Raw genomic sequence first — 26221 nt, forward strand, 5'->3', positions numbered from 1 at the left:
AGTTAAGGGGCGTCAGCGACAGCCCCTTGCGGGGCTGTGGGGTAATCGGCTGACGTCAGACGGGGTCTTTTTCCGTCAGGTACGGATCAGGATAACCCAGTCCGTGCATGATTTCAGTTTCCAAAGACTCCATTTCTTCGGCTTCATCGTCTTCGATGTGGTCATACCCTAGCAGATGAAGACTGCCGTGGACAACCATATGCGCCCAGTGGGCCTCCAGCGCTTTGCCTTGCTCAATGGCTTCCTGTTCAACCACCTGGCGGCAGATGATCAGATCGCCGAGCAGCGGGAGCTCGATACCCGGCGGGGCCTCGAACGGGAAAGAGAGCACGTTGGTCGGCTTGTCTTTGCCGCGATAGGTCAGATTCAGCTCGTGGCTTTCCGCTTCGTCCACCAGACGCACGGTCACCTCGGCCTCTTCCTGAAATTGCGGCAGCACGCCTTCCAGCCAGCGCTGGAAAGTGGCCTCATCCGGCAGGCCGTCGCTGCTTTCACAGGCAATCTGCAGATCCAAAATCACCTGACTCATGGTGTCTCCTGCTCGGAGGCGGCGAGCGCCTCGCGCTTACGTTGTTCGGCAATCGCATCTTTGCGTTTCTGTTCGGCTGCTTCCCAGGCCTCATAGGCGATGACTACGCGAGCCACCACCGGGTGGCGCACCACGTCTTCGCTGTGGAAGAAGTTGAAGCTCAGTTCTTCCACGTCCGACAGCACTTCCACCGCGTGGCGCAGGCCGGATTTCTGGTTGCGCGGCAGGTCGATCTGGGTGACGTCGCCGGTGATGACCGCCTTTGAGTTGAAACCGATGCGCGTCAGGAACATCTTCATCTGTTCGATGGTGGTGTTCTGGCTCTCATCCAGAATGATAAAGGCGTCGTTCAACGTGCGGCCGCGCATATAGGCCAGCGGCGCGACTTCGATCACGTTGCGCTCGATGAGCTTCTCCACGCGCTCGAAGCCCAGCATTTCGAACAGGGCGTCGTACAGCGGGCGCAGATAAGGATCGACCTTCTGGCTCAGATCGCCGGGCAGGAAGCCCAGTTTTTCGCCGGCTTCGACCGCAGGGCGGGTCAGCAGAATGCGGCGAATTTCCTGGCGCTCCAGCGCATCCACCGCGGCGGCGACCGCCAGGTAGGTTTTACCGGTGCCTGCCGGGCCGATGCCGAAGGTGATGTCGTGATCGAGAATGTTGGCGATATACTGCGCCTGGTTGGGCGTACGCGGTTTCACCATGCCACGCTTGGTTTTAATGGTGACCGCTTTGCCGTAATCCGGCACGCTGTCGGCCACCTGTTCCAATACCCGGCTCTCTTTGATAGCCAGGTGGATTTGTTCCGGGTCGATATCCGGGATCACGCCGCGAATCGGCGCGGTATCCACATACAGATGGCGCAGGATATCGGCGGCGGCGACCACGCACAGGTTTTTGCCGACCAACTTGAAACGGTTGTCGCGGCGATTGATTTCGATGCCCAATCGGCGCTCGAGTTGCTTGATGTTGTCATCAAACGGGCCGCACAGGCTGAGCAAACGCTTGTTGTCTGCGGGCTCTAACAAAATTTCTTGTGTTGCGACGTTCAAACTATTCCTCTAGGTCACATCGGGCCTGGTTGATGTCACATAGCGCGTTCGGGACGCGCGCGTTCAGGGCGAGCCTGAATACTCTCTTTCTTGAATTATTCATGGTGCGCCGCAACGGCGCAAGTTTACCGCTGATCTATCTGTGCGCCAGCGGCGGAATTCAAGGGAAGATAAGGAAAAAACGCGGCGGGGCGCAAAGCCTGCCGCGTTATCAGTGAACAAGGCCGCCGTGAATCAGTTCTTTTTCACGAACTCGGATTTCAGCTTCATCGGGCCGAAGCCGTCGATTTTGCAGTCGATGTTGTGATCGCCTTCGACCAGGCGAATGTTTTTCACCTTGGTGCCAATTTTCAGCATCGAGGAACTGCCTTTGACCTTCAGGTCTTTGATCACGGTAACCGCATCGCCGTCCGCCAGCAGGTTGCCGTTGGCGTCTTTGACGATCAGCGCGTCCTGATCTTCCGCCGGAGCGCTGTCGCTCCACTCGTGGGCGCACTCAGGGCAGATGAACAGGGAATTGTCCTGGTAGGTGTATTCGGAGTTGCACTTCGGGCAGTGTGGGAGTTGCATGTTATGTCGCCTCTTCAACAATAAAAAAATTAAAAAGAAAATCACCGGGCGCGGACGCCCGGCGGAGAAACGGTAAGGAATAGCGCGAATGGGCGGCGATAAGGCGGCCGCCGCAGCGTCAGGGCTGGTGAATGCCGACGCCCAGCGCGTTTTCTTTGCGGGTACGGGCGATCACCGACTGCGGGGATTCATGTACGCGCAGATCCATCTGCTGTTCGGTGCGCACCACTGCGCCACGCAGGGTATTGGTCAGCACCTCGGTAATTTCCACGTCGACGAACTGGCCGATCATGTCGGGCGTGCCTTCGAAGTTTACCACACGGTTGCACTCGGTGCGCCCGGCCAACTCCATCACGCTCTTGCGCGAGGTGCCTTCCACCAGAATACGCTGGACGGTGCCGAGCATGCGGCGGCTGAACTGCAGCGCCTGCTGGTTGATGCGATCCTGCAGAATATACAGCCGCTGTTTTTTCTCTTCTTCGCTGACGTCGTCGACCATATCCGCCGCTGGGGTGCCTGGGCGCGACGAATAGATGAAGCTGAAGCTGACGTCGAAATTGACGTCGGCGATCAGATTCATGGTCTGTTCGAAGTCGGCCTGGGTTTCGCCCGGGAAACCGACGATGAAATCAGAGCTGAGCTGAATGGCCGGCCGCGCCTTGCGCAGCTTGCGGATAATCGCCTTGTACTCCAGCGCCGTGTGGGCGCGTTTCATCATGGTCAGGATGCGATCCGAGCCGCTCTGCACCGGCAGGTGCAGGAAGCTGACCAGCTCCGGCGTATCTTCGTACACCGCGATGATATCGTCGGTGAATTCAATAGGGTGGCTGGTGGTAAAGCGAATGCGATCGATGCCGTCGATGGCCGCCACCAGGCGCAGCAGTTCGGCGAACGAACAGATCTCGCCGTCATGTGTGGCGCCGCGGTAAGCGTTGACGTTTTGGCCGAGCAGGTTGACTTCGCGTACGCCCTGCGCCGCCAGTTGGGCGATTTCGAACAGCACGTCGTCGCTCGGACGGCTCACTTCCTCACCACGGGTGTAAGGCACCACGCAGAAGGTGCAGTATTTGTTGCAGCCTTCCATGATCGACACGAACGCGGTCGGGCCTTCGGCGCGCGGCTCCGGCAGGCGGTCGAATTTTTCGATCTCCGGGAAGCTGATATCGACCACCGGGCTGCGGGTGCCCTGAACGTGGTTGATCATCTCCGGCAGGCGGTGCAAGGTCTGCGGACCGAATACCACGTCGACGCAGGGCGCGCGGCTGCGGATCAGCTCGCCTTCTTGCGAGGCCACGCAACCGCCGACGCCGATGATCACCGACGGATTCTTTTCTTTCAGCAAGCGCCAGCGCCCCAGCATGGCGAAAACTTTCTCCTGCGCTTTTTCACGGATCGAGCAGGTGTTCAGCAGCAGCACGTCTGCCTCTTCGGCGTTTTCTGTCCACTCGAAGCCGTGCGTGCTGTTCAACAGGTCGGCCATTTTCGATGAATCGTACTCATTCATCTGGCAGCCCCAGGTTTTGATATGTAGTTTTTTCGTCATTGACTTGCCATTACTCAGTGCGGAGCGAAAGTTGCGTTACGCGACATGCAGGGCGCGTATTGTAATCATTTGCCGCCGTTGTGACCAGCGCGGGGGAAAATGGCACGCGACCTGAAGCCGAAGCGAAAATCCGGTACACTGCGTAAAACGCCATGCCGGGTGGGATGGCGAGCATCCACATAGAAAACATAGCCAATATGAAGACATCTCAAAATCGGTATGACGCGGTGGTGGTGGGCGGCGGCATGGTCGGCGCGGCGGCGGCCCTGGGGCTGGCGCAGGCGGGCTGGTCGGTGGCGTTGCTGGAACATCAGGCGCCGCAGGCGTTCGAGGCGCAAAGCCCGCCGGATCTGCGCATTTCCGCTATCGGCTGCACCTCGGTGGGGCTGCTGAAACAGCTCGGCGCCTGGCCGGCCGTGACGGCGATGCGCACCGCGCCGTATCGCCGGTTGGAGACCTGGGAGTGGACGTCGTCGCGCGTGGCGTTTGATGCGGTGTCCCTGGGGTTGCCGGAGCTGGGCTTTATGGTGGAAAACCGCATTCTGCAGTTGGCGCTGTGGCAGCAGTTCGCGCAGTGCGCCAATTTGACGCTGCTGTGCCCCGCCAGGCTGCAATCGCTGCAGCGGGCGGACAATGCCTGGCAGCTGACGCTGGACGGCGGCGAAACGTTGCAGGCGCGCCTGGTTGTCGGCGCCGACGGCGCCAACTCGCAGGTGCGCAAGCTGGCGGCGATCGGCACCAACGGCTGGCAGTATCGTCAGGCGTGCATGTTGATCACCGTCGATACCGGCGCACCGCAGCAGGATGTGACCTGGCAGCGCTTCTTCCCGTCCGGGCCGCGCGCCTTCCTGCCGCTGTACGACAGCTGGGCATCGCTGGTGTGGTATGACAGCCCGCAGCGCATTCGCCAGCTGCAGGCGATGCCGCCGGCGCAGCTGGAGCGTGAGATCGCCGCCGCTTTCCCGGCGCGACTGGGCCCGGTCAAGGTGCACGCCGCCGGTTCGTTCCCGCTGACGCGGCGCCATGCTCAGCGCTACGTGCTGCCGGGGCTGGCGCTGTTGGGAGATGCGGCGCATACCATCAACCCGCTGGCGGGGCAGGGCGTCAATCTGGGGTATCGCGACGTGGACGCTTTGCTGAACGTATTGAGCGATGCACGGGATCAGGGCGAGGACTGGAGCAGCGAGGCGGTACTGCTGCGTTACCAACGCCGCCGCCGCACCGACAATCTGCTGATGCAGAGCGGCATGGATCTGTTCTATGCCGCTTTCAGCAATAACCTGGCGCCGCTGAACATTGCGCGCAATCTGGCGCTGATGGCTGCGCAGCGGGCGGGCAAGCTGAAAGAGCATGCGTTGAAGTACGCGTTGGGATTGTAATCGACAGGGCTCAGCTGCGGCTGGGCCCGTTAGGTTTGGCTGAACGCCAGACAGCAAAAAGCCCGCCGAAGCGGGCTTTTCTAAATATGGCTGGGGTGCCAGGATTCGAACCTGGGTATGCTGGTATCAGAAACCAGAGCCTTACCGCTTGGCGACACCCCAATTATGGTGGCTACGACGGGATTTGAACCTGTGACCCCATCATTATGAGTGATGTGCTCTAACCAGCTGAGCTACGTAGCCGATGTTACTTTTTACTTCTTTGATTTGCAAGCAGTTTGTTATGGCTGGGGTACCTGGATTCGAACCAGGGAATGCCGGTATCAAAAACCGGTGCCTTACCGCTTGGCGATACCCCACCTGCAAACAAATCTTATGTTGAAACCCCATTCCCGAAAGAATATGGCTGGGGTACCTGGATTCGAACCAGGGAATGCCGGTATCAAAAACCGGTGCCTTACCGCTTGGCGATACCCCATCAACATACTGCGCCGACGATGAAGAGAAATGGTGCGGGAGGCGAGACTTGAACTCGCACACCTTGCGGCGCCAGAACCTAAATCTGGTGCGTCTACCAATTTCGCCACTCCCGCAAATGCAAAAAAGAGATGGTGGCTACGACGGGATTCGAACCTGTGACCCCATCATTATGAGTGATGTGCTCTAACCAGCTGAGCTACGTAGCCCTCTTTTTTTGCTTTGCCTTCATCGGCGTTGCGGGGCGCATTATGCGTATATGACCGATTTGCGTCAACAAGTTTTTTCCCGAAAAAGCGCCTGGAAGCGCCGTTTGTCTGGCTTGTGAACATTGTGGCGATAAAATCGGCAATTCAGGCAGTTGGCGGGTGGAAAAGGCAACAAAAAGGCGGACCAAAAGGCCCGCCTTGGGGAAAACACCGCGCGATTATTTATAGGCGGCCTGGTGCACGCCGACGGCGCGGCCGGAAGGATCGTCCATCTTCTTGAACGATTCGTCCCATTCGATGGCTTTGGCGGACGAGCAGGCGACGGACGGGCCGCCCGGTACGCATTCGGCGGCGCTCGGCAGCGGGAACAGCTCCTCGAAGATTTCGCGGTACAGGTAGCCTTCTTTAGAGGTCGGCGTGTTGTACGGGAAGCGGAAACGCGCGGTTTCGAGCTGTTGATCGCTGATTTGCTGCGCAGCGACCTCTTTTAACGTGTCGATCCAGCTGTAGCCGACGCCGTCGGAGAACTGCTCTTTCTGGCGCCAGGCCACGCTGGCCGGCAAATAGGACTCAAAACATTCGCGGACGATATGTTTTTCCATTTTGCCGTTGCCGCACATTTTATCTTTCGGGTTGATGCGCATCGCCACGTCGAGGAATTTTTTGTCCAGGAACGGCACGCGGGCTTCAACGCCCCAGGCGGACATCGCCTTGTTGGCGCGCGCGCAGTCGAACATATGCAGAGCCAGCAGCTTGCGCACGGTCTCTTCGTGGAATTCGCGGGCGTCCGGCGCTTTGTGGAAGTAAAGGTAGCCGCCGAACACCTCGTCCGCGCCTTCGCCGGAGAGCACCATCTTGATGCCCATCGCCTTGATTTTACGCGACATCAGGTACATCGGCGTCGAGGCGCGAATAGTGGTGACGTCGTAGGTTTCGATGTGATAAATCACGTCGCGGATGGCGTCCAGGCCTTCTTGCACGGTGAAGTGGATTTCATGGTGCACGGTGCCCAGGTGGTTGGCCACCTCCTGCGCGGCGCGCAGATCCGGCGAACCTTCCAGGCCGACGGCGAAGGAGTGCAACTGCGGCCACCAGGCTTCGCTGCGTTCCTGATCTTCCACGCGGCGCGCGGCGTACTTCTTGGTGATCGCCGAGATGACCGAGGAATCCAATCCGCCCGACAGCAGTACGCCGTAAGGCACGTCAGACATCAGGTGACTTTTTACCGACTCTTCCAGCGCGGTGCGCAGGGCGGTGGCGTCAGTCACATTGTCTTTGACGCTGTCGTAATCGAACCAGTCGCGGCGATAGTATTCGCGGATCTCACCGTCCTGGCTCCACAGGTAGCTGCCGGCCGGGAATTCCTTGATGGTGCGGCACACCGGGACCAGCGCTTTCATTTCCGAAGCGACGTACAGGTTGCCATGTTCGTCATGGCCCATGTACAGCGGGATAATGCCCAGATGATCGCGGCCGATCAGGTAAGCGTCTTTTTCGGTGTCATACAGGGCGAAGGCGAACATGCCTTGCAGATCGTCGAGGAAATCCGGCCCCTTCTCCTGGTACAGCGCCAGGATCACTTCACAGTCGGACCCGGTCTGGAACGCGTAGCGGTCGCTCAACTGTTGGCGCAGCGCCTGGTGGTTGTAAATTTCGCCGTTGACCGCCAGAACATGGGTGTGCGCAGCGTTGTACAGCGGTTGAGCGCCGTTGTTGACGTCGACGATCGACAGGCGTTCGTGGGCCAAAATGGCTTTGTCGCTGGCATAAACGCCGGACCAATCCGGGCCGCGGTGGCGCATCAGGCGCGACAGCTCCAGCGCTTTCTTACGCAGTTCAACGGGATCGGACTTCAGATCGAGCACACCGAAAATAGAACACATACAACTCTCCTAACGGGCTTTTATGACTGTGATGTTGTTTTTTACTGTTATGGGCAACATTGCCGATTTATCAGCGATAACGCGGTTTTGCTGCGCTGTGATTATGAAAATGCGCCTAAAGCTGCAGGAGATGCAAGCATTTTAGCCATACGCTGAGAAATAGTTGTTTGCGTGGTTGCGATTTTTAACGGATTTTCAGTTATTGGCGGGAGAAATTAGCGATTCTGCAATTTTTAGCGTGATGACGGGATTGCCGGTCGATTTGACCGGCAATCGATTAGCGATTAGGCGATGAGCTGCCACAGGGTGAAGGCGGCGTCCGGCGTCCAGCCGGCGTTGGAAGTATGCGCCTGGATGCAAGTGTATTTCTTGCCTTTATAACTCACCACGTCGCCGGCTTTGTAGCTGTGGTTGTTCTGCCACTCGGGTGCACCCGGATCGGGTGGCGTGCCGTCGTTGGCGGTTTTAACCGCCAGCGCGCTGCTCGGCAGCGAGGTATTGCCCTGGCTGTCGGTGGCGGTAACGAAGTAGCTGTACTGGGTGGCCGGCGTCAGGCCGCTGTCGGCCAGCGAGAGGCCGGTGGTTTGGCCGATCGGGTTGCCGTCGCGGTAAACGGTGTAACTGGCGATCGGTAAGGCACCGGTGGCGGCGGCCCAGCTCAGTTTCAGCGAGGTGGCGCCCAGATCGGCGACCGTCAGCGCCGTCGGTGCATTAGGTTTTCCCGGCGGTGGGGTAACGCCGCCCTGAATCAGCGGCGCGTAGCGGGTTTTGAATTCCCAGTTGTAGGCCACGCCGGCTTTGCTCTTGCCGTTGTCCCAGTTGATTGACCAGGTCATCAGGCCCTTGATCGACAGGTTTTTGGCGTCGAGACGCGAGAAGGCGTTATATACCGCCTGTTTATCGATCACATAGCCGGTGGCGGCGGCATCGTTGTTGCTCGGCAGGCCGATGACGAATTTCGCCGCCGGGATCTTCGCATAGCCGCGGGTGCCGGTAACCAGGCTTTCCGTCAGGTAGTAGAGGAAATCCTCTTTCATTGCGTCGTTATTCTGCGTGATCCAAGCGTTGAGTTCGTCCACCCAAATGCCGTCGCCGCCCTGATTATAATATTGCGGCGCGATAAAGTCATAATAGCCTTCGAGGGCGTTGATATAATCCAGGTAGGTGCCGTTGGTGCGTAAATACGGGAATTCCGGCGCCATGCTGATAATAAAGTTTTTCCCCTGCGCGGCATAATAGTCTTTTACTTTTTTCAATGCCGCAGGCAAGACGGTTTTATTATTGGCGGCGCCGATCGCCGCCTGTTCCAAATCGATATCCAGGCCGTCGAAACCATAGACTTCCACCAGACGAATAATCTCGTCTTTCAGCTTGTCTTCGTCGCCAGTCTTCAGTTCGATATGCGCATCTGCGCCGCCGAGGGAGATCAGCACCGCACGGCCCTGGCTGTTCAGCACGCCCACCTGGCGGCGGAACTCGGCGTCGGACAGGTTGTAAGGTTTGAAGGTCGGGATGCCCTGGCCTTTCATAAAGGCGACGGCCACCACGTTGTACTCGGCGGGAATGTCGGTCAGGTTCATATTGGTGAACTGGCCTTGCCGATAGCCGTCACTGGCACCGGCGGCCCAGTTATGCCAGAAACCCATCAGGATTTTTTTATTGGCGATAGTCGGCATAATGGCCGCGTCATCGGCGGCGAGGGCATTAATAATGTTAGTTGTGCTCATGGTAGCCTCATTAATTAGGGTAAAGGTTTTCGCTCGCCGCAATATCAGTTGTTGACGGGGCGTAAAGTTATAATGAGGATTTTTAGTGCCGACAGGCTGAAACCTTTTGCGGCCATGAACGAATTAAATTCAAACTGCGATGAGGATAAGCAAGAATAAATAATGGCGGCCGGACAGCCGCCATGAACAAATCAGAAAACGGTGATATCGGCTACGGAAGGGTAGACGTAGCTTGGGCGGAACGGCATGGTTTCGATGTCGCTCAGCGTGGAGACGCCGGACAGCACCAGCACGGTTTCCAGACCGGCCTGGAAGCCCGCCAGAATGTCGGTGCGCAGGTTGTCGCCGACGATCACCGTCTCTTCCGAGTGCGCCTGCATTTTATTCAATGCGGCGCGAATGATCCACGGGCTGGGCTTGCCGACGTAAAACGGCTTGCGGCCGGTGATCTTCTCGATAGGGGCGCACAGTGCGCCGCAGGCCGGCGAGAAGCCGTGGCCGTGGCTATCCGGGTTGGTGGCGATAAAGCGCGCGCCGTTACTGACGAAGTAGGCGGCTTTATGCATCATGTCCCAGTTGTAAGAGCGGGTTTCACCGACGATCACGAAATCGGGGTTGATGTCGGTGATGGTGAAACCGGCTTTATACAGCTCATGGATCAGTGCGCCTTCGCCGACCACGTAGGCCTTTTTGCCTTCCTGACGACGCAGGAAATCGGCGGTAGCCATCGCCGAGGTGTAAAACGCGCTCTCCGGCACTTCCAGCCCGGCGGCGGCGAAGCGGTTCGCCAGATCCTGCGCGGTCTGCGACGGGTAGTTGGTCAGCACCACCAGCGGCATGCCTTGTTCCTGGATGCGCGCCAGGAACAGATCGGCGCCGGGCACCGGCGTATTGTCATGCAGCAGCACGCCGTCGATATCGCATATAACGTTTTTGATTTTCATTTGTCGCTGTTTCTCATGATTACGGCAGGCAAGGGGTGACGATAACACACCTGCCAGAAGCGGCGGATCAGCTTTCCAGCAATCGCTGCAAGAGCACGCCGTTGAGCATCGCGCGTTTGGCCAGGGCGAAAGCGCCGATCGCCGAGCGATGATTGAGTTCGGAGGTCACCACCGGCAGATTTTTGCGGAAGTCCTTCAGCACCTGGGTATTGATGCAGCTCTGGATCGCCGGCAGCAGCACCTTGTCCGCTTCGGTGATCTCACCGGCGATCACCACCTTCTGCGGATTGAACAGGTTGATGGCGATGGCCACCGCCTTGCCCAGATAGCGACCGACATGTTCGATAACTTCGCTGGCGAGCAGATCGCCGCGGTTGGCGGCCTTGCAGATGGCGTGGATGCCGCAGTCTTCCAACGTCAGTTTGCTCGGGTAGCCTTGGCTCAGCAGCTGGCGCACGCGCTGTTCGATCGCCGCGTTGGCGGCCACCGTTTCCAGGCAGCCGAAGTTGCCGCAGTGGCAGCGTTCACCCAGCGGATCGATCTGGATATGACCGATCTCGCCGACGTTGCCGTTGTTGCCGAGAAAAATTTGCCCGTTGACGATGATGCCGGCGCCGGTGCCGCGGTGCAGGCGCACCAGAATCGAGTCTTCGCAGTCGCGGGTGGCGCCGAAGTAGTGCTCCGCCAGCGCCAGGCTGCGGATGTCGTGGCCGACGAAGCTGGTGACGTTGAAACGCTGCTGCAGGTTGTCCACCAGCGCCCAGTTGCTGACGCTGATGTGCGGCATGTAGCGCACCATGCCCAGCGCCGGATCCACCAGGCCGGGCAGGATCACCGCGATGGCGATCAGCTCGCGCAGCCGGCGTTGGTTCGCTTCGATAAATTGGGCGATGGCGGCGAACAGCGCATTCTCCAGCGTTTCCTGGGTACGTTCCGGCAGCGGATAGTGTTCTTCGCTGAGCGACTTGCCGCTCATGTCATACAGGGTGATGGTGGCGTCGTGGCGGCCGAGACGCACCGCGACGGTATGGAAATGACGGGTTTCCGACACGATGGAGATCGCGCGGCGACCGCCGGTGGAGGCTTGCTGATCGACTTCTTTGATCAGCCCGCGCTCCAGCAGCTGGCGAGTAATCTTGGTGACGCTGGCGGGGGCAAGCTGGCTGAGTTCGGCGATTTGAATGCGCGAGATCGGGCCCTGCTGGTCGATCAGGCGGTAAACTGCCGCGCCGTTAAGTTGTTTGACTAAGTCAACGTTCCCTATTTGTGCTTGTCCGCCAGTGCTCATCAATAATGTTACTCGCTGTTCATTGAATTAAACCTCGTTACCGTTAACGAGCGTTTTGGTGATCTTGAAATCACGGGTGAAGGCGGTCAGGTTAGCTACCTTGCCGGCTTCGATGGTGCCCAGACGCTGCTCGACGCCGATGGCGCGCGCCGGGTACAGCGTCGCCATGCGCAGCGCTTCGTCCAGCGCGATGCCGATATGCTCGACGCTGTTTTGCACCGCTTCGATCATGGTCAGCGCGGAACCGCTCAGGGTACCGTTTTCATCCACGCACAGCCCATCCCGATAGTATATTGTTTTACCGGCGAAAATAAATTGGTCAATATCTGCACCTGCCGGTGCGGTCGCGTCGGTGACCAATACCAATTTATCACCTTTCAGGCGTTTGGCGTTACGGATACTCGCCCAGGCCACGTGATGACCGTCGGCGATGATGCCGGTATAGACCTCCGGCGTATCGAAGATCGCCCCCATCAGCCCCGGTTCGCGGCCGGTGATATACGGCATGGCGTTGTACAGGTGGGTGGCGAAGCTGATGCCGGCGGCGAAGCCGGTGCGCGCCTGATCGTAGGTGGCGTTCGAGTGGCCGGCGGAGACCACGATGCCGGCTTCGGTCAGCTGTTTGATAAAGTGCGGCTCAACCATTTCCGGCGCCAGCGTCACCTTGGTGATCACGTCGGCATTGGCGCACAGGTAATCGATCATTTCCTGAGTTGGCTTGCGAATGAACGCCGGGTTATGGGTGCCTTTTTTCACCGGGCTGAGATATGGCCCTTCCAGGTGCAGGCCCAGCGCCTGGTTTTGGTGCTTTTTCAGATAGGCGCGCATCACGTCGACGCTGTGCTTCATGAATTCGTCGCTGCTGGTGATCAGCGTCGGCAGATAGCTGGTGCAGCCGGATTTCTCGTTGGCGCGCTGCATGATCTCCAGCGTTTCTTCCGAAATCGCTTCCAGCGAATCGTTGAACTGTACGCCGCCGCAGCCGTTCAGCTGCACGTCGATAAGCCCGGGGGCCAGGATGGCGCCACCCAGGTCGCGCGTTTCGATGCCGGCGGGCAATTCAGCCGCCGGGCAGACTCTCTCGATCAGCCCATCAGCGATAATGACTGCATGGTCATCAAGTACGTCGTGGCCGGTATAGATACGGCCGTGGGTTAAAGCGAACATCGTAGCCCCCTGCAAAGATTAAAGACTTTTAACGCTTTCCGCTTCTAACTCGCGGAAATATTTAACGGTTTTGACTTTCAGCTCCATGGTGGCCGGCTCGTCGCACACCACGACCGCTTTGGCGTGCAGCTGCAGGCAGCTGATGGTCCACATGTGGTTGATGTTGCCTTCCACCGCGGCTTCCAGCGCTTGCGCCTTGGCGTGGCCGGTCACCAGGATCATCACTTCTTCCGCGTCCAGCAGCGTGCCCACGCCGACGGTCAGCGCATATTTCGGCACCAGGCTGACGTCGCCGCCGAAGAAGCGCGAGTTGGCGATGCGGGTGTCTTCGGTCAGCGTTTTGATGCGGGTGCGCGAAGCCAGAGACGAAGCCGGCTCGTTGAACGCGATATGGCCGTCGATGCCCACGCCGCCCATGAACAGGTTAATTTTGCCATAAGACTTGATCTTCTCTTCGTACTGGCGGCACTCGGCGTCGACATCCGCGGCGTTGCCGTTCAGCAGGTTGATATTTTCACGAGGGATATCAACGTGGTCAAAGAAGTTGCGGTACATGAAGGTGTGGTAGCTTTCCGGGTGTTCCTGCGGCAGGCCAACGTACTCGTCCATGTTGAAAGTCACAACATGCTTAAAGCTTACTTCACCTGCTTTGTGCATCGCAATCAGATGTTTGTAGGCTTCCAGCGGCGTGCCGCCGGTGGGCAGGCCGAGGACAAACGGGCGCTCTGCGGTGGGTTTGAATGCGTTGATGCGTTGAACGATATGACGCGCGGCCCATTTGCCGACTTGTGCGGTATCTTTCAGTGGGATAAGTCTCATCTAACACCTCTTGGGATAAGTAAACTAAAGCTATACTGTACGGGCCTGCAGGAGTCCTAAGCGTAACCCAGCTTTATGATTCTCGCGTGAATCGTCCGTCTGGTTGATTTTTTGAATGATAAAATAAGTTTTGTGTGATGGCCAGCAATCTGGGAGGTAAAGACTACTTTTTGGTGATATTTATCACAAAAAGGGAGGTTTTAATTTGCGATACAAAATAAATTTTTTACACTCGGCATGAGTGATACGTGCCATGCGTTTTTTCTAAAAAGGTAGTGAGAGCTCCAAATAAACTACTAATAGGGTCCGTCCGCGGACAACATAGGGGGAAAAGGTGAACATTCTTAGTTATTTGCAAAAGGTGGGACGGGCGCTGATGGTGCCGGTCGCCACGCTGCCTGCCGCCGCCATCTTGATGGGCGTCGGGTACTGGATTGACCCTGTTGGTTGGGGCGGCGACAACGCGCTTGCCGCATTATTTATCAAATCCGGTTCAGCCATTATCGATCATATGGCCGTGCTGTTCGCCATCGGTGTGGCCTACGGCATGTCCAAAGACAAGGACGGCTCTGCCGCACTGACCGGCTTCGTCGGTTTCCTGGTGCTGACCACCCTCTGTTCACCGGCCGCCGTGTCGATGATTCAGAAGATCCCCCTCGACCAGGTGCCTGCCGCGTTCGGCAAAATTGAAAACCAGTTCGTCGGTATTCTGGTGGGTATCATCTCCGCCGAAGTGTACAACCGCTTCAGCGGCGTCGAGCTGCCTAAGGCGCTGTCGTTCTTCAGCGGCCGCCGCCTGGTGCCGATCCTCATTTCCTTCCTGATGATCCTGGTCGCTTACATTCTGATGTATGTCTGGCCAGTGGTGTTCGGCGCTCTGGTGAGCTTCGGCGAACACATCCAGAAATTGGGCTCCGTCGGCGCGGGCATCTATGCCTTCTTCAACCGTCTGCTGATCCCGGTCGGCCTGCACCACGCGCTGAACTCGGTGTTCTGGTTTGACGTGGCCGGCATCAACGATATCCCTAACTTCCTTGGCGGCCAGCAGTCGATCGAAGCCGGTAAAGCGGTCGTCGGCATCACCGGCCGTTATCAGGCGGGCTTCTTCCCGATCATGATGTTTGGTCTGCCGGGCGCAGCGCTGGCTATCTATCACTGCGCGCGCCCTGAGAATAAGGCGAAAGTGCTGGGGATCATGATGGCGGGGGCATTCGCTGCCTTCTTTACCGGCATCACCGAACCGCTGGAATTCTCCTTCATGTTTGTGGCGCCGGTGCTGTATGTGCTTCACGCGATCTTGACCGGGATTTCCGTCTTCATCGCCGCCAGCATGCACTGGATTGCCGGTTTCGGCTTCAGCGCCGGTTTGGTGGATATGGTGCTGTCGTCGCGCAACCCGTTGGCGACCCACTGGTACATGCTGATCCCGCAAGGTCTGGTGTTCTTCGTTATCTACTATGTGGTGTTCCGCTTCACCATCAATAAGTTCAACCTGATGACCCCGGGCCGCGAGCTGGCGGTTGCCGGTGACGAAACCGACGGTTATGACGTCAACGTCAACAGCAACGCCGGTAAAGACGAGAACGAAACTACCACGCTGGCCCGTCGCTACGTCGGCGCGATCGGCGGTTCCGACAACCTGACCGGTATCGATGCCTGCATCACCCGCCTGCGTTTGAACGTGAAAGATTCTGCGCTGGTGAACGACGCATTGGCGAAACGCCTCGGCGCGTCGGGCGTTATCCGCCTGAACAAGCAGAGCGTGCAAGTGATCGTCGGCACCCGTGCTGAACTGATCGCCAGCGCCATGCGCAACGTAATTGCCGCCGGCCCGGTAGCGGCAGCGGCAGCGGCAGCCCCGGCGGCGGCGCCTGCAGCGGAAGCCAAACCACAGGCGGTACCGAACGCACCGAAAGCCGCGTTTGAAACGCTGGTGGCGCCGGTGACCGGTGAAGTCGTGGCGCTCGATCAGGTGCCGGACGAAGCTTTCGCCAGCAAGGCGGTAGGCGACGGCCTGGCGATTCGCCCGACCGACAACATCGTCGTGGCGCCGGCGGACGGCACCGTGGTGAAAATCTTCAATACCAACCACGCGTTCTGCCTGGAAACCGATAAGGGCGCCGAGATCGTGGTGCACATGGGGATCGACACCGTCGCGCTGGAAGGCCAGGGCTTCAAACGTCTGGTAGAGGAGGGCGCGGAAGTGAAAGCCGGTCAACCGATTCTGGAACTGGATCTGGATTATCTGAACGCCAACGCGCGTTCGATGATAAGCCCGGTGGTGGTCAGCAACTCTGACGACTACGCCGGCCTGGCAGCGCTGGCCAGCGGCTCTGTGGTCGCCGGTCAGACCAAGCTGTACGAGATCCAGAAATAAGGCAGTTTTTACCTGAGTAGTACCCGGGGCCGGTCACGCATCATGGCGGAGTTTGCCCCGACTTGGCGGGAAGAGAGCGATCTCTTCCCGCTTTTTTTATTCCGTTTCGCCCCACGGCGGTGCGCTGCGCGCCGATGGCGCAACGCGCCGCATTTTTCGTGAAACAAACGGTTGTTTCCAGACGTGGCTTGTTGGATCATAGGCGGTTATGTGTAGCGCTTTGCATTGAGGAACAGTGAAATGAGTGAGGCTGAAGCCCGCCCAACCAATTTTATCCGTCAGATCGTCGATGAAGATCTGGCGTCGGGGAAACACACGTCGGTACATACCCGTTTTCCGCCGGAGCCTAACGGCTATCTGCATATCGGCCACGCGAAATCCATCTGCCTGAACTTCGGCATCGCCAAGGACTATCAGGGCCAGTGCAACCTGCGTTTCGATGACACCAACCCGGTGAAAGAAGACATCGAGTTCGTGGAGTCAATCAAGCACGACGTGGAGTGGCTGGGCTTTGAGTGGAGCGGCAACGTTCGTTACTCCTCAGACTATTTCGATCAGCTGCACCAGTATGCGGTTGAGCTGATCACCAAGGGGCTGGCCTACGTCGATGAGCTGTCGCCGGAGCAGATCCGTGAATATCGCGGCACCCTGACCGCGCCGGGCAAAGACAGCCCGTACCGCGACCGCAGCGTGGAAGAGAACCTGGCGCTGTTCGAGAAGATGCGCAACGGCGAGTTCGCCGAAGGTGCCGCCTGCCTGCGCGCCAAGATCGACATGGCTTCGCCGTTTATTGTGATGCGCGATCCTGTGCTGTACCGCATCAAGTTTGCCGAACACCACCAGACCGGCAATAAATGGTGCATCTATCCGATGTACGATTTCACCCACTGCATTTCCGATGCGCTGGAAGGGATCACCCATTCGCTGTGTACCCTGGAATTCCAGGATAACCGCCGTCTGTATGACTGGGTGCTGGATAACATCACGATTCCTTGCCACCCGCGCCAGTACGAATTTTCGCGTCTCAACCTCGAATACGCCATCATGTCGAAGCGCAAGCTGCACCAGCTGGTGGCCGAGAAGATCGTCGAAGGTTGGGACGATCCGCGTATGCCAACCGTCTCCGGTCTGCGCCGTCGCGGTTATACCGCCGCCTCTATCCGCGAGTTCTGCCTGCGCATCGGTGTGACCAAGCAAGACAATAACGTCGAAATGGTCGCGCTGGAATCCTGTATTCGCGACGATCTGAACGAGAACGCCCCGCGCGCCATGGCGGTGCTGGATCCGGTGAAAATCGTCATCGAGAACATGGGCGATGCGGTGGAAATGGTCACCATGCCTAACCACCCGAACAAGCCGGAAATGGGCAGCCGCGATGTGCCGTTCAGCCGCGAGATCTATATCGATCGCGCCGACTTCCGCGAAGAAGCCAACAAGCAGTACAAGCGTCTGGTGTTGGGCAAGGAAGTGCGTCTGCGCAATGCGTACGTGATCAAGGCCGAGCGCGTCGAGAAGGACGAAGCGGGCGAGATCACCACCATCTTCTGCAGCTACGATGCAGAAACGCTGAGCAAAGATCCTGCCGACGGCCGCAAGGTGAAGGGCGTGATCCACTGGGTGTCAGCGGCACACGCGCTGCCGGCGGAAATTCGCCTGTACGATCGCCTGTTCAGCGTGCCTAATCCGGGCGCGGCGGAGGACTTCCTCTCCACCATCAACCCGGAATCGCTGGTCATCAAGCACGGCTTCGTCGAGCCGAGCCTGGCGGCCGCACAGCCGGAGAAAGCCTATCAGTTCGAGCGTGAAGGCTACTTCTGCGCCGACAACCGTCACTCGTCGGCCGAGCATCTGGTGTTTAACCGCACCGTCGGCCTGCGTGACACCTGGGCGAAAATCGAAGGCTAATCGTATTCGCCTCGAAAATTAATGAATCAGCGCGGCTTTAAGCCGCGCTTTTTTATGCCTGCGCTCAGCTCGTGACCTATTCCTCTCTCATTTTATCCGGGATGCGTTTAATTAATGGCAACGCATTAACCCATTAGTTCTCTTATCTTGGTTCTATTAGTCTTCATTTTTTCTTATATATTCGTGATGCGAATTAATTTCATTTGGAGAGCGCTCTCAATTTTTATCGTCTGACTGACGAATTTAATCAGGCTGAAACCATTAATCGTCTCTGGTTGACCTTGTATCTCAATTTATTCTGATTTAATTGAATTTTTTATTCAACAGCCTCCATGATCATCGACGTAACAAAATCTCACTGATATGTGCTCCTTGTCATACTTTGACAAATCTCCCTCATTTTTCATTTGATAATTCGCGTCGCGAAAAATAGTCTGTCTGTAGCAATTAGTGCTGTGGGAATAACATCTCGTCGGCAATATTTTTTACCCGTTCGGGTTTTTTATTGGCAGTCGTGCAGGGCAGTGGTGAACACAGGCGGCTGCAACTTTTAAGTTAAGTCAAAGAGGAATTTCAATATGGGTACGCACGGTGCTCAGCGTAAAACGCTGGCGCTCGCAGTCGCGGGCGCGCTGTTGGGAACAGGGTTTGCCATGGCGCCTGAGGCGAAAGCCGCAGGGTTTATCGATGATTCCACGCTGACCGGCGGTATTTATTACTGGCAACGTGAGCGCGACCGTAAAGATCTCAATCCGGACAGTAAGGATTACAACCAATACACCACCAACCTGTCGCACTCCACCGCCAACCTGAGCCTGGATTTCGCTTCGGGCTACGCCTGGGACATGTTCGGTCTGGACGTCGGCGCCTTTACCGCCATCGAGCTGGCGGAATCCAGCGCCAGCGGCCACCCGAACGAGATCGCGTTCTCCTCGAAAAACCGTACCTATGACGAAGACTATTCCGGTGATAAAGGCGGCGTGAGCCTTTACAAAGCCGCTGCCAAATTCAAATACGGACCGGTCTGGGCGCGCGCCGGCTATATTCAGCCGAGCGGACAAACCCTGCTGGCGCCGCACTGGAGCTTTATGCCGGGCACTTATCAGGGGGCCGAAGCCGGCGCCAAGTTCGACTACGGCGATGCCGGTGCGTTGAGCTTCTCCTACATGTGGACCGACAAATACAAGGCGCCGTGGCATATCGAGATGGACGACTTCCGCCAGAACGATAAGAAAACCCGCGTCTCCTACCTGCACTCGCTGGGCGCCAAGTACGATTTCAAAAACGATCTGGTGCTGGAAGCCGCCTTCGGCCAGGCTCAGGGTTATGTGAATCAATACTTCACCAAGGCGTCTTACAAATTCGATGTGCTGGGCAATCCGCTGACCACCAGTTACCAGTTCTACGGTGCGGAAGACCGCATCAGCAACAAGAACGATCCGAACAGCATCTACGACGGCCTGGCCTGGCTGCAGGCGCTGACCTTCGGTTACACCACCGGGCAGTTCAACTGGCGTTTGGAAGGCACCATGGTCAAGGCGGAAGGCAACCAGGGCTTCTTCCTGCAGCGCATGACCCCGACCTACGCCTCATCCAACGGTCGTCTGGACGTGTGGTGGGATAACCGCTCCGACTTTAACGCCAACGGCGAGAAAGCGGTGTACGCCGGCGTGATGTATGACCTCAGCAACTGGAACCTGCCGGGCATGGCGGTCGGCGGTTCCTACGTTTACGCCTGGGACGCCAAGCCGAGCACCAACCCGATCTATGATCAGAGCCAGCGCCTGAAAGAGAGCGCCTGGAGCCTGGACGCGATGTACACCATCCAGGAAGGGCGCGCCAAGGGCACCCTGCTCAAGCTGCACTACACCCAATATGACAACCACACCAACATCCCGAGCTGGGGTGGCGGTTACGGTAACATCTTCCAGGACGAGAAAGACGTCAAGTTCATGGTCATCGCGCCATTCACCATCTTCTGAGGCGTTCCCCGGCCTCGCCGCCGGGGACAGTTAAGGGAATTCAACGATGAGAAAAATCATGCTGATGTTGGCGGCCGCCGCGGCCCTGAGCGCCTGCGCACAACCCGCCGCGCCGCCGGAAGACGCCAAATTAAAACAGGCTTACAGCGCCTGTATCAACACCGCCGAAGGTTCGCCGGAGCGTCTGCAGCCCTGCAAGGCGGTGCTGAACGTGCTGAAACAAGAGAAGCAGCACCAGCAGTTCGCCGCGCAGGAAACGGTGCGGGTGATGGATTATCAGAACTGCATTATGGCGGTTCACAGCGGTAACGGACAGGCTTACGACGCCAAGTGCGGCAAGCTGTGGCAAGAAATTCGCGATAACAATAATTAAGAAGGACGAGAACATGAACGCATTCAAACTGAGCGCATTAGCCGCGTTGACGGCAACGATGGGATTCCTGGGCGGCATGGGAAGTGCCATGGCCGATCAACAGCTGGTGGATCAGCTGAGCCAGCTGAAGCTGAACGTGAAAATGCTGGATAACCGCGCCGGCGAAAACGGCGTGGATTGCGCGGCGCTGGGCGCCGACTGGGCCTCTTGCAACCGGGTGTTGTTCACCCTCAGCAACGACGGCCAGGCGATCGACGGCAAAGACTGGGTCATCTATTTCCACAGCCCGCGCCAGACCTTGCGGGTAGACAACGACCAGTTCAAGATCGCCCACCTCACCGGCGATCTGTACAAGCTGGAGCCGACCGCCAAATTCAGCGGTTTCCCGGCCGGGAAGGCGGTGGAAATCCCGGTGGTCGCTGAATACTGGCAGCTGTTCAGAAACGACTTCCTGCCGCGCTGGTATGCCACTTCCGGCGACGCCAAGCCGAAAATGCTGGCGAATACCGACACCGAAAACCTGGATCAGTTTGTGGCGCCGTTCACCGGCGACCAGTGGAAGCGTACCAAGGACGACAAAAACATTCTGATGACGCCGGCTTCGCGCTTTGTCAGCAATGCCGATCTGCAGACGCTGCCTGCCGGCGCACTGCGCGGCCAGATCGTGCCGACGCCGATGCAGGTGAAGGTCCACGCACAGGACGCCGATCTGCGCCAAGGGGTATCGCCGGATCTGAGCACGCTGGTCAAGCCGGCGGCGGACGTCGTCAACCAGCGCTTCGCACTGCTGGGCGTGCCGGTTCAGGCCAACGGCTATCCGATCAAGACCGACATCCAGCCGGGCAAGTTTAAAGGCGCGATGGCGGTGCCGGGCGCCTATGAGCTGAAAATTGGTAAGAAAGAGGCCCGGGTGATCGGCTTCGATCAGGCCGGGGTGTTCTACGGGCTGCAGTCGATCCTGTCGTTAGTGCCGAGCGACGGCAGCGGCAAGATTGCCACGCTGGACGCCAGCGATGCGCCGCGCTTCCAGTATCGCGGCATTTTCCTCGACGTGGCGCGCAACTTCCATAAGAAGGACGCGGTGCTGCGCCTGCTGGATCAGATGGCGGCCTACAAGCTCAACAAATTCCACTTCCACCTGAGCGATGACGAAGGCTGGCGCATCGAGATCCCCGGTTTGCCTGAGCTGACGGAAGTCGGCGGCCAGCGCTGCCACGATTTGAGCGAAACCACCTGCCTGCTGCCTCAGTACGGCCAAGGGCCGGACGTCTACGGCGGCTTCTTCAGCCGTCAGGACTATATCGACATCATCAAATACGCCCAGGCGCGCCAGATTGAGGTGATCCCGGAGATCGACATGCCGGCGCACGCCCGCGCCGCGGTGGTCTCGATGGAAGCGCGCTATAAAAAGCTGCATGCCGCCGGGAAAGAGCAGGAGGCCAACGAATTCCGCCTGGTGGATCCGACCGATACCTCCAACACCACCTCCGTGCAGTTCTTTAACCGCCAGAGCTATCTGAACCCGTGCCTGGACTCTTCCCAGCGCTTTGTCGACAAGGTAATCGGCGAGATCGCGCAGATGCATAAAGAGGCCGGTCAGCCGATCAAGACCTGGCACTTCGGCGGCGACGAAGCGAAAAACATTCGCCTGGGCGCCGGCTACACCGACAAGGCGAAACCGGAGCCGGGCAAAGGCATCATCGATCAGAGCAACGAAGACAAGCCGTGGGCCAAGTCGCAGGTGTGCCAGACGATGATCAAAGAAGGCAAGGTGGCCGACATGGAGCACCTGCCGAGCTACTTCGGCCAAGAGGTCAGCAAGCTGGTGAAGGCGCACGGCATCGACAGAATGCAGGCCTGGCAGGATGGTCTGAAAGACGCCGAGAACGCGAAGGCGTTCGCCACCTCGCGCGTGGGCGTCAACTTCTGGGATACCCTGTACTGGGGCGGTTTCGATAGCGTCAATGACTGGGCCAACAAAGGGTATGAAGTGGTGGTTTCCAACCCGGACTACGTCTATATGGACTTCCCGTACGAGGTGAACCCGGACGAGCGCGGTTACTACTGGGGCACCCGCTTCAGCGACGAGCGCAAAGTGTTCAGCTTCGCGCCGGATAACATGCCGCAGAACGCGGAAACCTCGGTCGACCGCGACGGCAACCACTTCAACGCCAAGAGCGACAAGCCGTGGCCGGGCGCCTACGGGCTGTCCGCTCAGCTGTGGAGCGAAACCCAGCGCACCGATCCGCAGATGGAATACATGATTTTCCCACGCGCGCTGTCGGTGGCTGAACGCGCCTGGCACCGCGCCGGTTGGGAGCAGGACTATCGCGCCGGCCGCGAATACAAAGGCGGGGAAACCCACTTTGTCGATACCAAGACGCTGGAGAAAGACTGGCTGCGCTTCGCCAATATCCTGGGGCAGCGTGAACTGGCCAAGCTGGACAAAGGCGGCGTCGCTTACCGTCTGCCGGTGCCGGGCGCACGCGTAGCGGGCGGCAAGCTGGAGGCGAATATCGCCCTGCCAGGGTTGGGCATCGAGTACTCCACCGACGGCGGTAAGCAGTGGCAACATTATGACGCCAAGGCCAAGCCGACGGTCTCGGGTGACGTTCAGGTGCGTTCGGTCAGCCCGGACGGCAAGCGCTACAGCCGCGCCGAGAAGGTCTAAGCTCGGTGCAATGGCCTGCTGCCCTGGCGGCGGCCGTATAACGAAGGGGGAATGCGTTCGCCCGCGCGTGTCGGCGTAGGGCGGACGTTGAAGTGAGAGGAGTACGTGGAGTCGCTGTGCCGCTGCAATTGTGATATTTCATGACATGATTTTCCCCGGCTTGTCCGGGGATTTTTTTGCCCGTTGCACGGCGGGCATAAAAAAACCGCCTCGGTGTGAGGCGGTTTTTCATAGCCGGTCAGGCTTATTTCTTGTCGTGCAGCGTTTCGTCTTCGCGGCAGTCACCGGTTTCACAGTGACCGTACAGATACAGGCTGTGGTTGGTGAGCTTGATGCCGTGTTGCTTGGCGATATCACGCTGGCGCACTTCGATGGATTCGTCGCTGAATTCGATCACTTTGCCACAGTCCAGGCAAATCAGGTGATCGTGGTGATGCTGTTGGGTCAGCTCGAACACGGACTTGCCGCCTTCGAAATTGTGACGTGTCACAATGCCCGCATCGTCAAACTGGTTCAGTACGCGATAAACCGTTGCCAACCCGATCTCTTCGCCCATATCAATCAGTTTTTTGTACAAATCTTCCGCACTGACGTGATGGCATTCCGGATTTTGCAGTACTTCCAGGATTTTGAGTCGCGGAAGCGTGACTTTTAAGCCGGCCTTCTTCAATGCGATGTTGTTGTCGGTCATGCGAATTCAGTCCTGTTACTATGCTAATCAAGTTGAGGCGTACTCGCCTGTGGCATCGGTCGGCACAAAGAGTTAATGCGTCTCATTATAGAACCGGTTGTACTAAATGGAAACCGCCGGTTGTTAACAAAGATATAATTGCACTATTGCATGTTTTGCATGCAACGCCTTGATGGGTGGGATAAACCGATATCTCAGTCTACCGTGACGGGGTGGGAAGTTACAAATCTGTAGCTTCTATCGCAGCAATCCCTGCTGCCGATGACGGCCCTGTGGGCACACTATGCACTTTACAGGGCCTTTGTTCAACCTTTCGCCAGTGCCGGGGTTTAGCCGACGATATCGGCCAGGCTCAGCTCTTCGACGATCTGTTTGACCCAGGCGTCCACGCGCTCGTTGGTCAGCTCAGGCTGACGGTCTTCGTCGATCGCCAGACCGATGAAGTGGTTGTCGTCCGCCAGGCCTTTGGAGGCCTCGAAGTGGTAGCCTTTGGTCGGCCAGTGGCCCACGATGGCCGCGCCGCGCGGTTCGATGATGTCGCGGATGGTACCCATCGCGTCACAGAAGTATTCCGCGTAGTCTTCCTGGTCGCCGCAGCCGAACAGCGCCACCAGTTTGCCGTTGAAGTCGACTTCTTCCAGCGTCGGGAAGAAATCATCCCAGTCACACTGCGCTTCACCGTAGTACCAGGTCGGGATACCTAGCAGCAGGATATCGAACCCTTCCAGGTCTTCTTTGCTGCTTTTAGCGATGTCATGCACTTCAGAGACGTCGTCGCCAAACTGTTTCTGGAGAATTTTCTGGATCATTTTGGCAATGTTTTCGGTATTGCCAGTGTCGCTGCCAAAGAAAATGCCTACAGTAGCCATATCGCGTATAACCTTTAAATTCAAGTAATTGCATTACTCGACGCCGGCACTGCCGCCGCTGACGCCGATTAAAATGATGCCATGGCAAGAGCCTTTCGCCTCCGGGGCGGGCGCCGACAGGCGCAGTCTCTTACCGGTAAATGCGTATCATGCCAGAAAGTGGCGCCGGGGTTTTATCGCATTTATGCGATGCCGGAGAATGAAGAAAAGCGTGGTCGATCCGGCGTTGTCCTTAACGCCGCGCCGCGCGTGCGGCCGAAGAGATCAATGTTCCGGCTGTTCTTCCGCCAGTTGCGCCAACAGCATCTGCTCGATGAGTTCGCTGCGGCTGATGTTGCGCTGTTCCGCCAGTTTGTTCAGGGCGTCCACCGCATCCGCGTTGATTTTCAGCTCTACGCGCCGCAATCCACGCACTTTATCGCGCCGTAACTGATTGCGCTTGTTGATTCTAAGCTGTTCATCGCGGGAAAGCGGGTTGGTTTTCGGGCGCCCCGGACGGCGTTCATCTGCGAACAGATCCAGCGTCGTGCGATCCGTTTGTTCTTTTGCCATAGGTAGCGGTACTGCAAGGGAGTTTGCATCAAAAAGCGCTCGCACGCTTCCGGAGGCATCGGTTAACACACTTCGGGCCAATAAACCCTAACCCAAATTTACCCCCGAACCGGCGTTCGCGAACGCGCTGGCGCGGCGGCAAAATTATAGCGCGCCATATTACCCCAGCAGATGGAGCGACGACAATGCCTAACTGCGGGGCAAACGCGCTAAGCCGTTATCTTTAGCGCGTTTTTTCGCCAGGTGAGCGCGTTTTTCAGGCTTCGTCGAGGAAACGGTGAATGGCGCGCAGCACCGCTTCCGGTTTTTCGGCGTGCACCCAATGGCCGGTGCCGGCGACGACGTGTGCGCGGGCCTGCGGGAACTGGCGGGCGATGTCCGCCCGGTAGCTGTCCTGCACGTACGGCGACAGGCCGCCGCGAATGAACAGGGTCGGGTGCGGCCAGGCCGGTATTTCCTGCCAGCCGGTGATGTCTTCGTAGCGTTCGATCAGCACCGGCAGGTTGAAGCGCCACTCGCCGTTGTGGAAGGACTTCAGCAGGAACTGGATCACGCCTTCTTCCTGCAGGTACTCGCGCATCAGCTGAGCGGCCGCCTGGCGTTGGGTGATGCCGGCCGCACTGACGGCCTTCAGCGCGGCGAAGATCTCGTCGTGGCGGCGGGCCTGGTAATCCACCGGCGCGACGTCGATAACGATCAGCCTGGCGACGCGCTCGGGCGCGATGGCGGTCAGCGCCATCGCCGCTTTGCCGCCCATCGAATGGCCGATGACGATCGCTTTCTCCAGCTGCAGTTCGTCGAGCAGCGCCAGCAGGTCCTGCGCCATGGCGGGATAGTTCATGTCGTCGGCACGCGGGGAGAGGCCGTGGTTGCGCAGATCGACTTTGATCACGCTGTGCTGTTTATGCAGATCGCGCGCCAGCACGCCCAGGTTGTCCAGATTGCCGAACAGCCCGTGGATCAGCAGCACCGGCAGCGCGTCTGACTCGGTGGCCAGCAGTTGATAATGTAATTTCATGGCGAAGTTCATGCTGAGAGAGATTCAGATTAGGGTATCATGATTGAATCGCACGATGAATCATGCGGAATTTTCGCGGCGCGGGCTTGGCAGCGCCGGCTATAGGTATTAGTCTGCATTTTCCGTCCGGAGGCACATTGTTGTGTTCGCCCCAGCGCTTTTAACCTTATAATCCCATGGCTTGAATGCAGGATCT

The 26221-nt window shown here is 58.1% G+C and carries 21 protein-coding genes and 6 tRNA genes; 7 read left to right on the forward strand and 20 right to left on the reverse strand.

The window, feature by feature from the left end; all coding sequences use genetic code 11:
- Window positions 1-55: 55 nt before the first annotated feature.
- Together ybeY and EGY12_RS12720 are read right to left on the reverse strand one after the other, a co-directional pair.
- Window positions 56-529, reverse strand: coding sequence for an rRNA maturation RNase YbeY (gene ybeY, locus EGY12_RS12715; RefSeq protein ID WP_123893921.1), 474 nt, complete (start codon window positions 527-529; stop codon window positions 56-58).
- Window positions 526-1581 carry a PhoH family protein gene (locus EGY12_RS12720; RefSeq protein WP_025301852.1) on the reverse strand — a complete coding sequence of 352 codons (1056 nt, stop codon included), beginning with the start codon at window positions 1579-1581 and terminating at the stop codon, window positions 526-528. Before EGY12_RS12720 ends, ybeY begins: the two co-directional genes overlap by 4 nt.
- A gap of 32 nt (window positions 1582-1613) precedes the next feature.
- On the opposite strand from EGY12_RS12720, the gene EGY12_RS12725 reads away from it, so the two are divergent.
- Window positions 1614-1799, forward strand: coding sequence for a hypothetical protein (locus tag EGY12_RS12725; RefSeq protein ID WP_123893923.1), 186 nt, complete (start codon window positions 1614-1616; stop codon window positions 1797-1799).
- 16 nt (window positions 1800-1815) lie between these two features.
- Here the strand turns inward: EGY12_RS12725 and EGY12_RS12730 are convergent, their stop codons facing one another.
- Window positions 1816-2151 carry a zinc ribbon domain-containing protein YjdM gene (locus EGY12_RS12730; protein ID WP_123893925.1) on the reverse strand — a complete coding sequence of 112 codons (336 nt, stop codon included), beginning with the start codon at window positions 2149-2151 and terminating at the stop codon, window positions 1816-1818.
- A 118-nt stretch (window positions 2152-2269) separates the two neighbouring features.
- Window positions 2270-3694, reverse strand: coding sequence for a tRNA (N6-isopentenyl adenosine(37)-C2)-methylthiotransferase MiaB (gene miaB / locus EGY12_RS12735; protein WP_123893927.1), 1425 nt, complete (start codon window positions 3692-3694; stop codon window positions 2270-2272).
- 197 nt (window positions 3695-3891) lie between these two features.
- On the opposite strand from miaB, the gene ubiF reads away from it, so the two are divergent.
- Window positions 3892-5073 (forward strand): 3-demethoxyubiquinol 3-hydroxylase, encoded by a 1182-nt coding sequence (gene ubiF, locus EGY12_RS12740; RefSeq protein WP_123893929.1) that lies wholly within the window; start codon window positions 3892-3894, stop codon window positions 5071-5073.
- Window positions 5074-5160: 87 nt separating this feature from the next.
- Here the strand turns inward: ubiF and EGY12_RS12745 are convergent.
- The 12 genes from EGY12_RS12745 to nagB all read right to left on the reverse strand — a co-directional run bounded on the left by EGY12_RS12745 (window position 5161) and on the right by nagB (window position 13587).
- Window positions 5161-5235, reverse strand: a tRNA-Gln gene (locus tag EGY12_RS12745).
- Window positions 5236-5239: 4 nt separating this feature from the next.
- A tRNA-Met gene (locus EGY12_RS12750) sits at window positions 5240-5316 on the reverse strand.
- A 41-nt stretch (window positions 5317-5357) separates the two neighbouring features.
- A tRNA-Gln gene (locus EGY12_RS12755) sits at window positions 5358-5432 on the reverse strand.
- Window positions 5433-5476: 44 nt separating this feature from the next.
- Window positions 5477-5551, reverse strand: a tRNA-Gln gene (locus EGY12_RS12760).
- Window positions 5552-5581: 30 nt separating this feature from the next.
- Window positions 5582-5666, reverse strand: a tRNA-Leu gene (locus EGY12_RS12765).
- A 16-nt stretch (window positions 5667-5682) separates the two neighbouring features.
- Window positions 5683-5759: transfer RNA gene (locus tag EGY12_RS12770), tRNA-Met, on the reverse strand.
- A gap of 218 nt (window positions 5760-5977) precedes the next feature.
- Window positions 5978-7642 carry an asparagine synthase B gene (gene asnB / locus EGY12_RS12775; protein ID WP_033637446.1) on the reverse strand — a complete coding sequence of 555 codons (1665 nt, stop codon included), beginning with the start codon at window positions 7640-7642 and terminating at the stop codon, window positions 5978-5980.
- Between the two features lie 284 nt (window positions 7643-7926).
- Window positions 7927-9369 carry a carbohydrate-binding protein gene (locus tag EGY12_RS12780; protein ID WP_123893931.1) on the reverse strand — a complete coding sequence of 481 codons (1443 nt, stop codon included), beginning with the start codon at window positions 9367-9369 and terminating at the stop codon, window positions 7927-7929.
- Window positions 9370-9560: 191 nt separating this feature from the next.
- Entirely contained in the window at window positions 9561-10313 is a 753-nt protein-coding gene (locus EGY12_RS12785; protein WP_049201968.1) for an HAD-IIA family hydrolase, read from the reverse strand.
- 67 nt (window positions 10314-10380) lie between these two features.
- Entirely contained in the window at window positions 10381-11601 is a 1221-nt protein-coding gene (locus tag EGY12_RS12790) for an N-acetylglucosamine repressor (RefSeq protein WP_148085320.1), read from the reverse strand.
- Between the two features lie 27 nt (window positions 11602-11628).
- A complete protein-coding gene (gene nagA, locus EGY12_RS12795; protein ID WP_123893934.1) occupies window positions 11629-12768 on the reverse strand; it encodes an N-acetylglucosamine-6-phosphate deacetylase in 1140 nt (379 codons plus the stop codon).
- A gap of 18 nt (window positions 12769-12786) precedes the next feature.
- Window positions 12787-13587, reverse strand: a complete 801-nt coding sequence (gene nagB, locus EGY12_RS12800; RefSeq protein ID WP_004939952.1) for a glucosamine-6-phosphate deaminase — start codon at window positions 13585-13587, stop codon at window positions 12787-12789.
- Window positions 13588-13921: 334 nt separating this feature from the next.
- Between nagB and nagE the strand changes: the two genes are divergently transcribed.
- The 5 genes from nagE to EGY12_RS12825 all read left to right on the forward strand — a co-directional run bounded on the left by nagE (window position 13922) and on the right by EGY12_RS12825 (window position 22895).
- Entirely contained in the window at window positions 13922-15964 is a 2043-nt protein-coding gene (gene nagE / locus EGY12_RS12805) for an N-acetylglucosamine-specific PTS transporter subunit IIBC (RefSeq protein ID WP_123893936.1), read from the forward strand.
- A 240-nt stretch (window positions 15965-16204) separates the two neighbouring features.
- Entirely contained in the window at window positions 16205-17869 is a 1665-nt protein-coding gene (gene glnS / locus EGY12_RS12810; RefSeq protein ID WP_123893938.1) for a glutamine--tRNA ligase, read from the forward strand.
- 578 nt (window positions 17870-18447) lie between these two features.
- Window positions 18448-19851 carry an OprD family outer membrane porin gene (locus EGY12_RS12815; protein ID WP_123893940.1) on the forward strand — a complete coding sequence of 468 codons (1404 nt, stop codon included), beginning with the start codon at window positions 18448-18450 and terminating at the stop codon, window positions 19849-19851.
- 46 nt (window positions 19852-19897) lie between these two features.
- Window positions 19898-20224: a ChiQ/YbfN family lipoprotein gene (gene chiQ, locus EGY12_RS12820; protein WP_123893942.1), complete on the forward strand. Its 327-nt coding sequence runs from the start codon at window positions 19898-19900 to the stop codon at window positions 20222-20224.
- 13 nt (window positions 20225-20237) lie between these two features.
- Window positions 20238-22895 (forward strand): beta-N-acetylhexosaminidase, encoded by a 2658-nt coding sequence (locus EGY12_RS12825; protein WP_123893944.1) that lies wholly within the window; start codon window positions 20238-20240, stop codon window positions 22893-22895.
- Window positions 22896-23139: 244 nt separating this feature from the next.
- On the opposite strand, the gene fur is transcribed toward EGY12_RS12825, so the two are convergent.
- The 4 genes from fur to ybfF all read right to left on the reverse strand — a co-directional run bounded on the left by fur (window position 23140) and on the right by ybfF (window position 26037).
- Window positions 23140-23586 carry a ferric iron uptake transcriptional regulator gene (fur, locus tag EGY12_RS12830; RefSeq protein WP_019454058.1) on the reverse strand — a complete coding sequence of 149 codons (447 nt, stop codon included), beginning with the start codon at window positions 23584-23586 and terminating at the stop codon, window positions 23140-23142.
- Window positions 23587-23915: 329 nt separating this feature from the next.
- On the reverse strand, window positions 23916-24455 hold the full coding sequence (fldA, locus tag EGY12_RS12835; RefSeq protein ID WP_004939938.1) for a flavodoxin FldA: 540 nt from the start codon (window positions 24453-24455) through the stop codon (window positions 23916-23918).
- A 264-nt stretch (window positions 24456-24719) separates the two neighbouring features.
- Window positions 24720-25007 (reverse strand): LexA regulated protein, encoded by a 288-nt coding sequence (gene ybfE, locus EGY12_RS12840; RefSeq protein WP_004939936.1) that lies wholly within the window; start codon window positions 25005-25007, stop codon window positions 24720-24722.
- 256 nt (window positions 25008-25263) lie between these two features.
- Complete coding sequence (gene ybfF, locus EGY12_RS12845) at window positions 25264-26037, reverse strand: esterase (protein ID WP_123893946.1); 774 nt, start codon at window positions 26035-26037, stop codon at window positions 25264-25266.
- Window positions 26038-26221: the final 184 nt, after the last annotated feature.

Source organism: Serratia sp. FDAARGOS_506 (assembly GCF_003812745.1).
In the GTDB taxonomy this organism is placed as follows: domain Bacteria; phylum Pseudomonadota; class Gammaproteobacteria; order Enterobacterales; family Enterobacteriaceae; genus Serratia.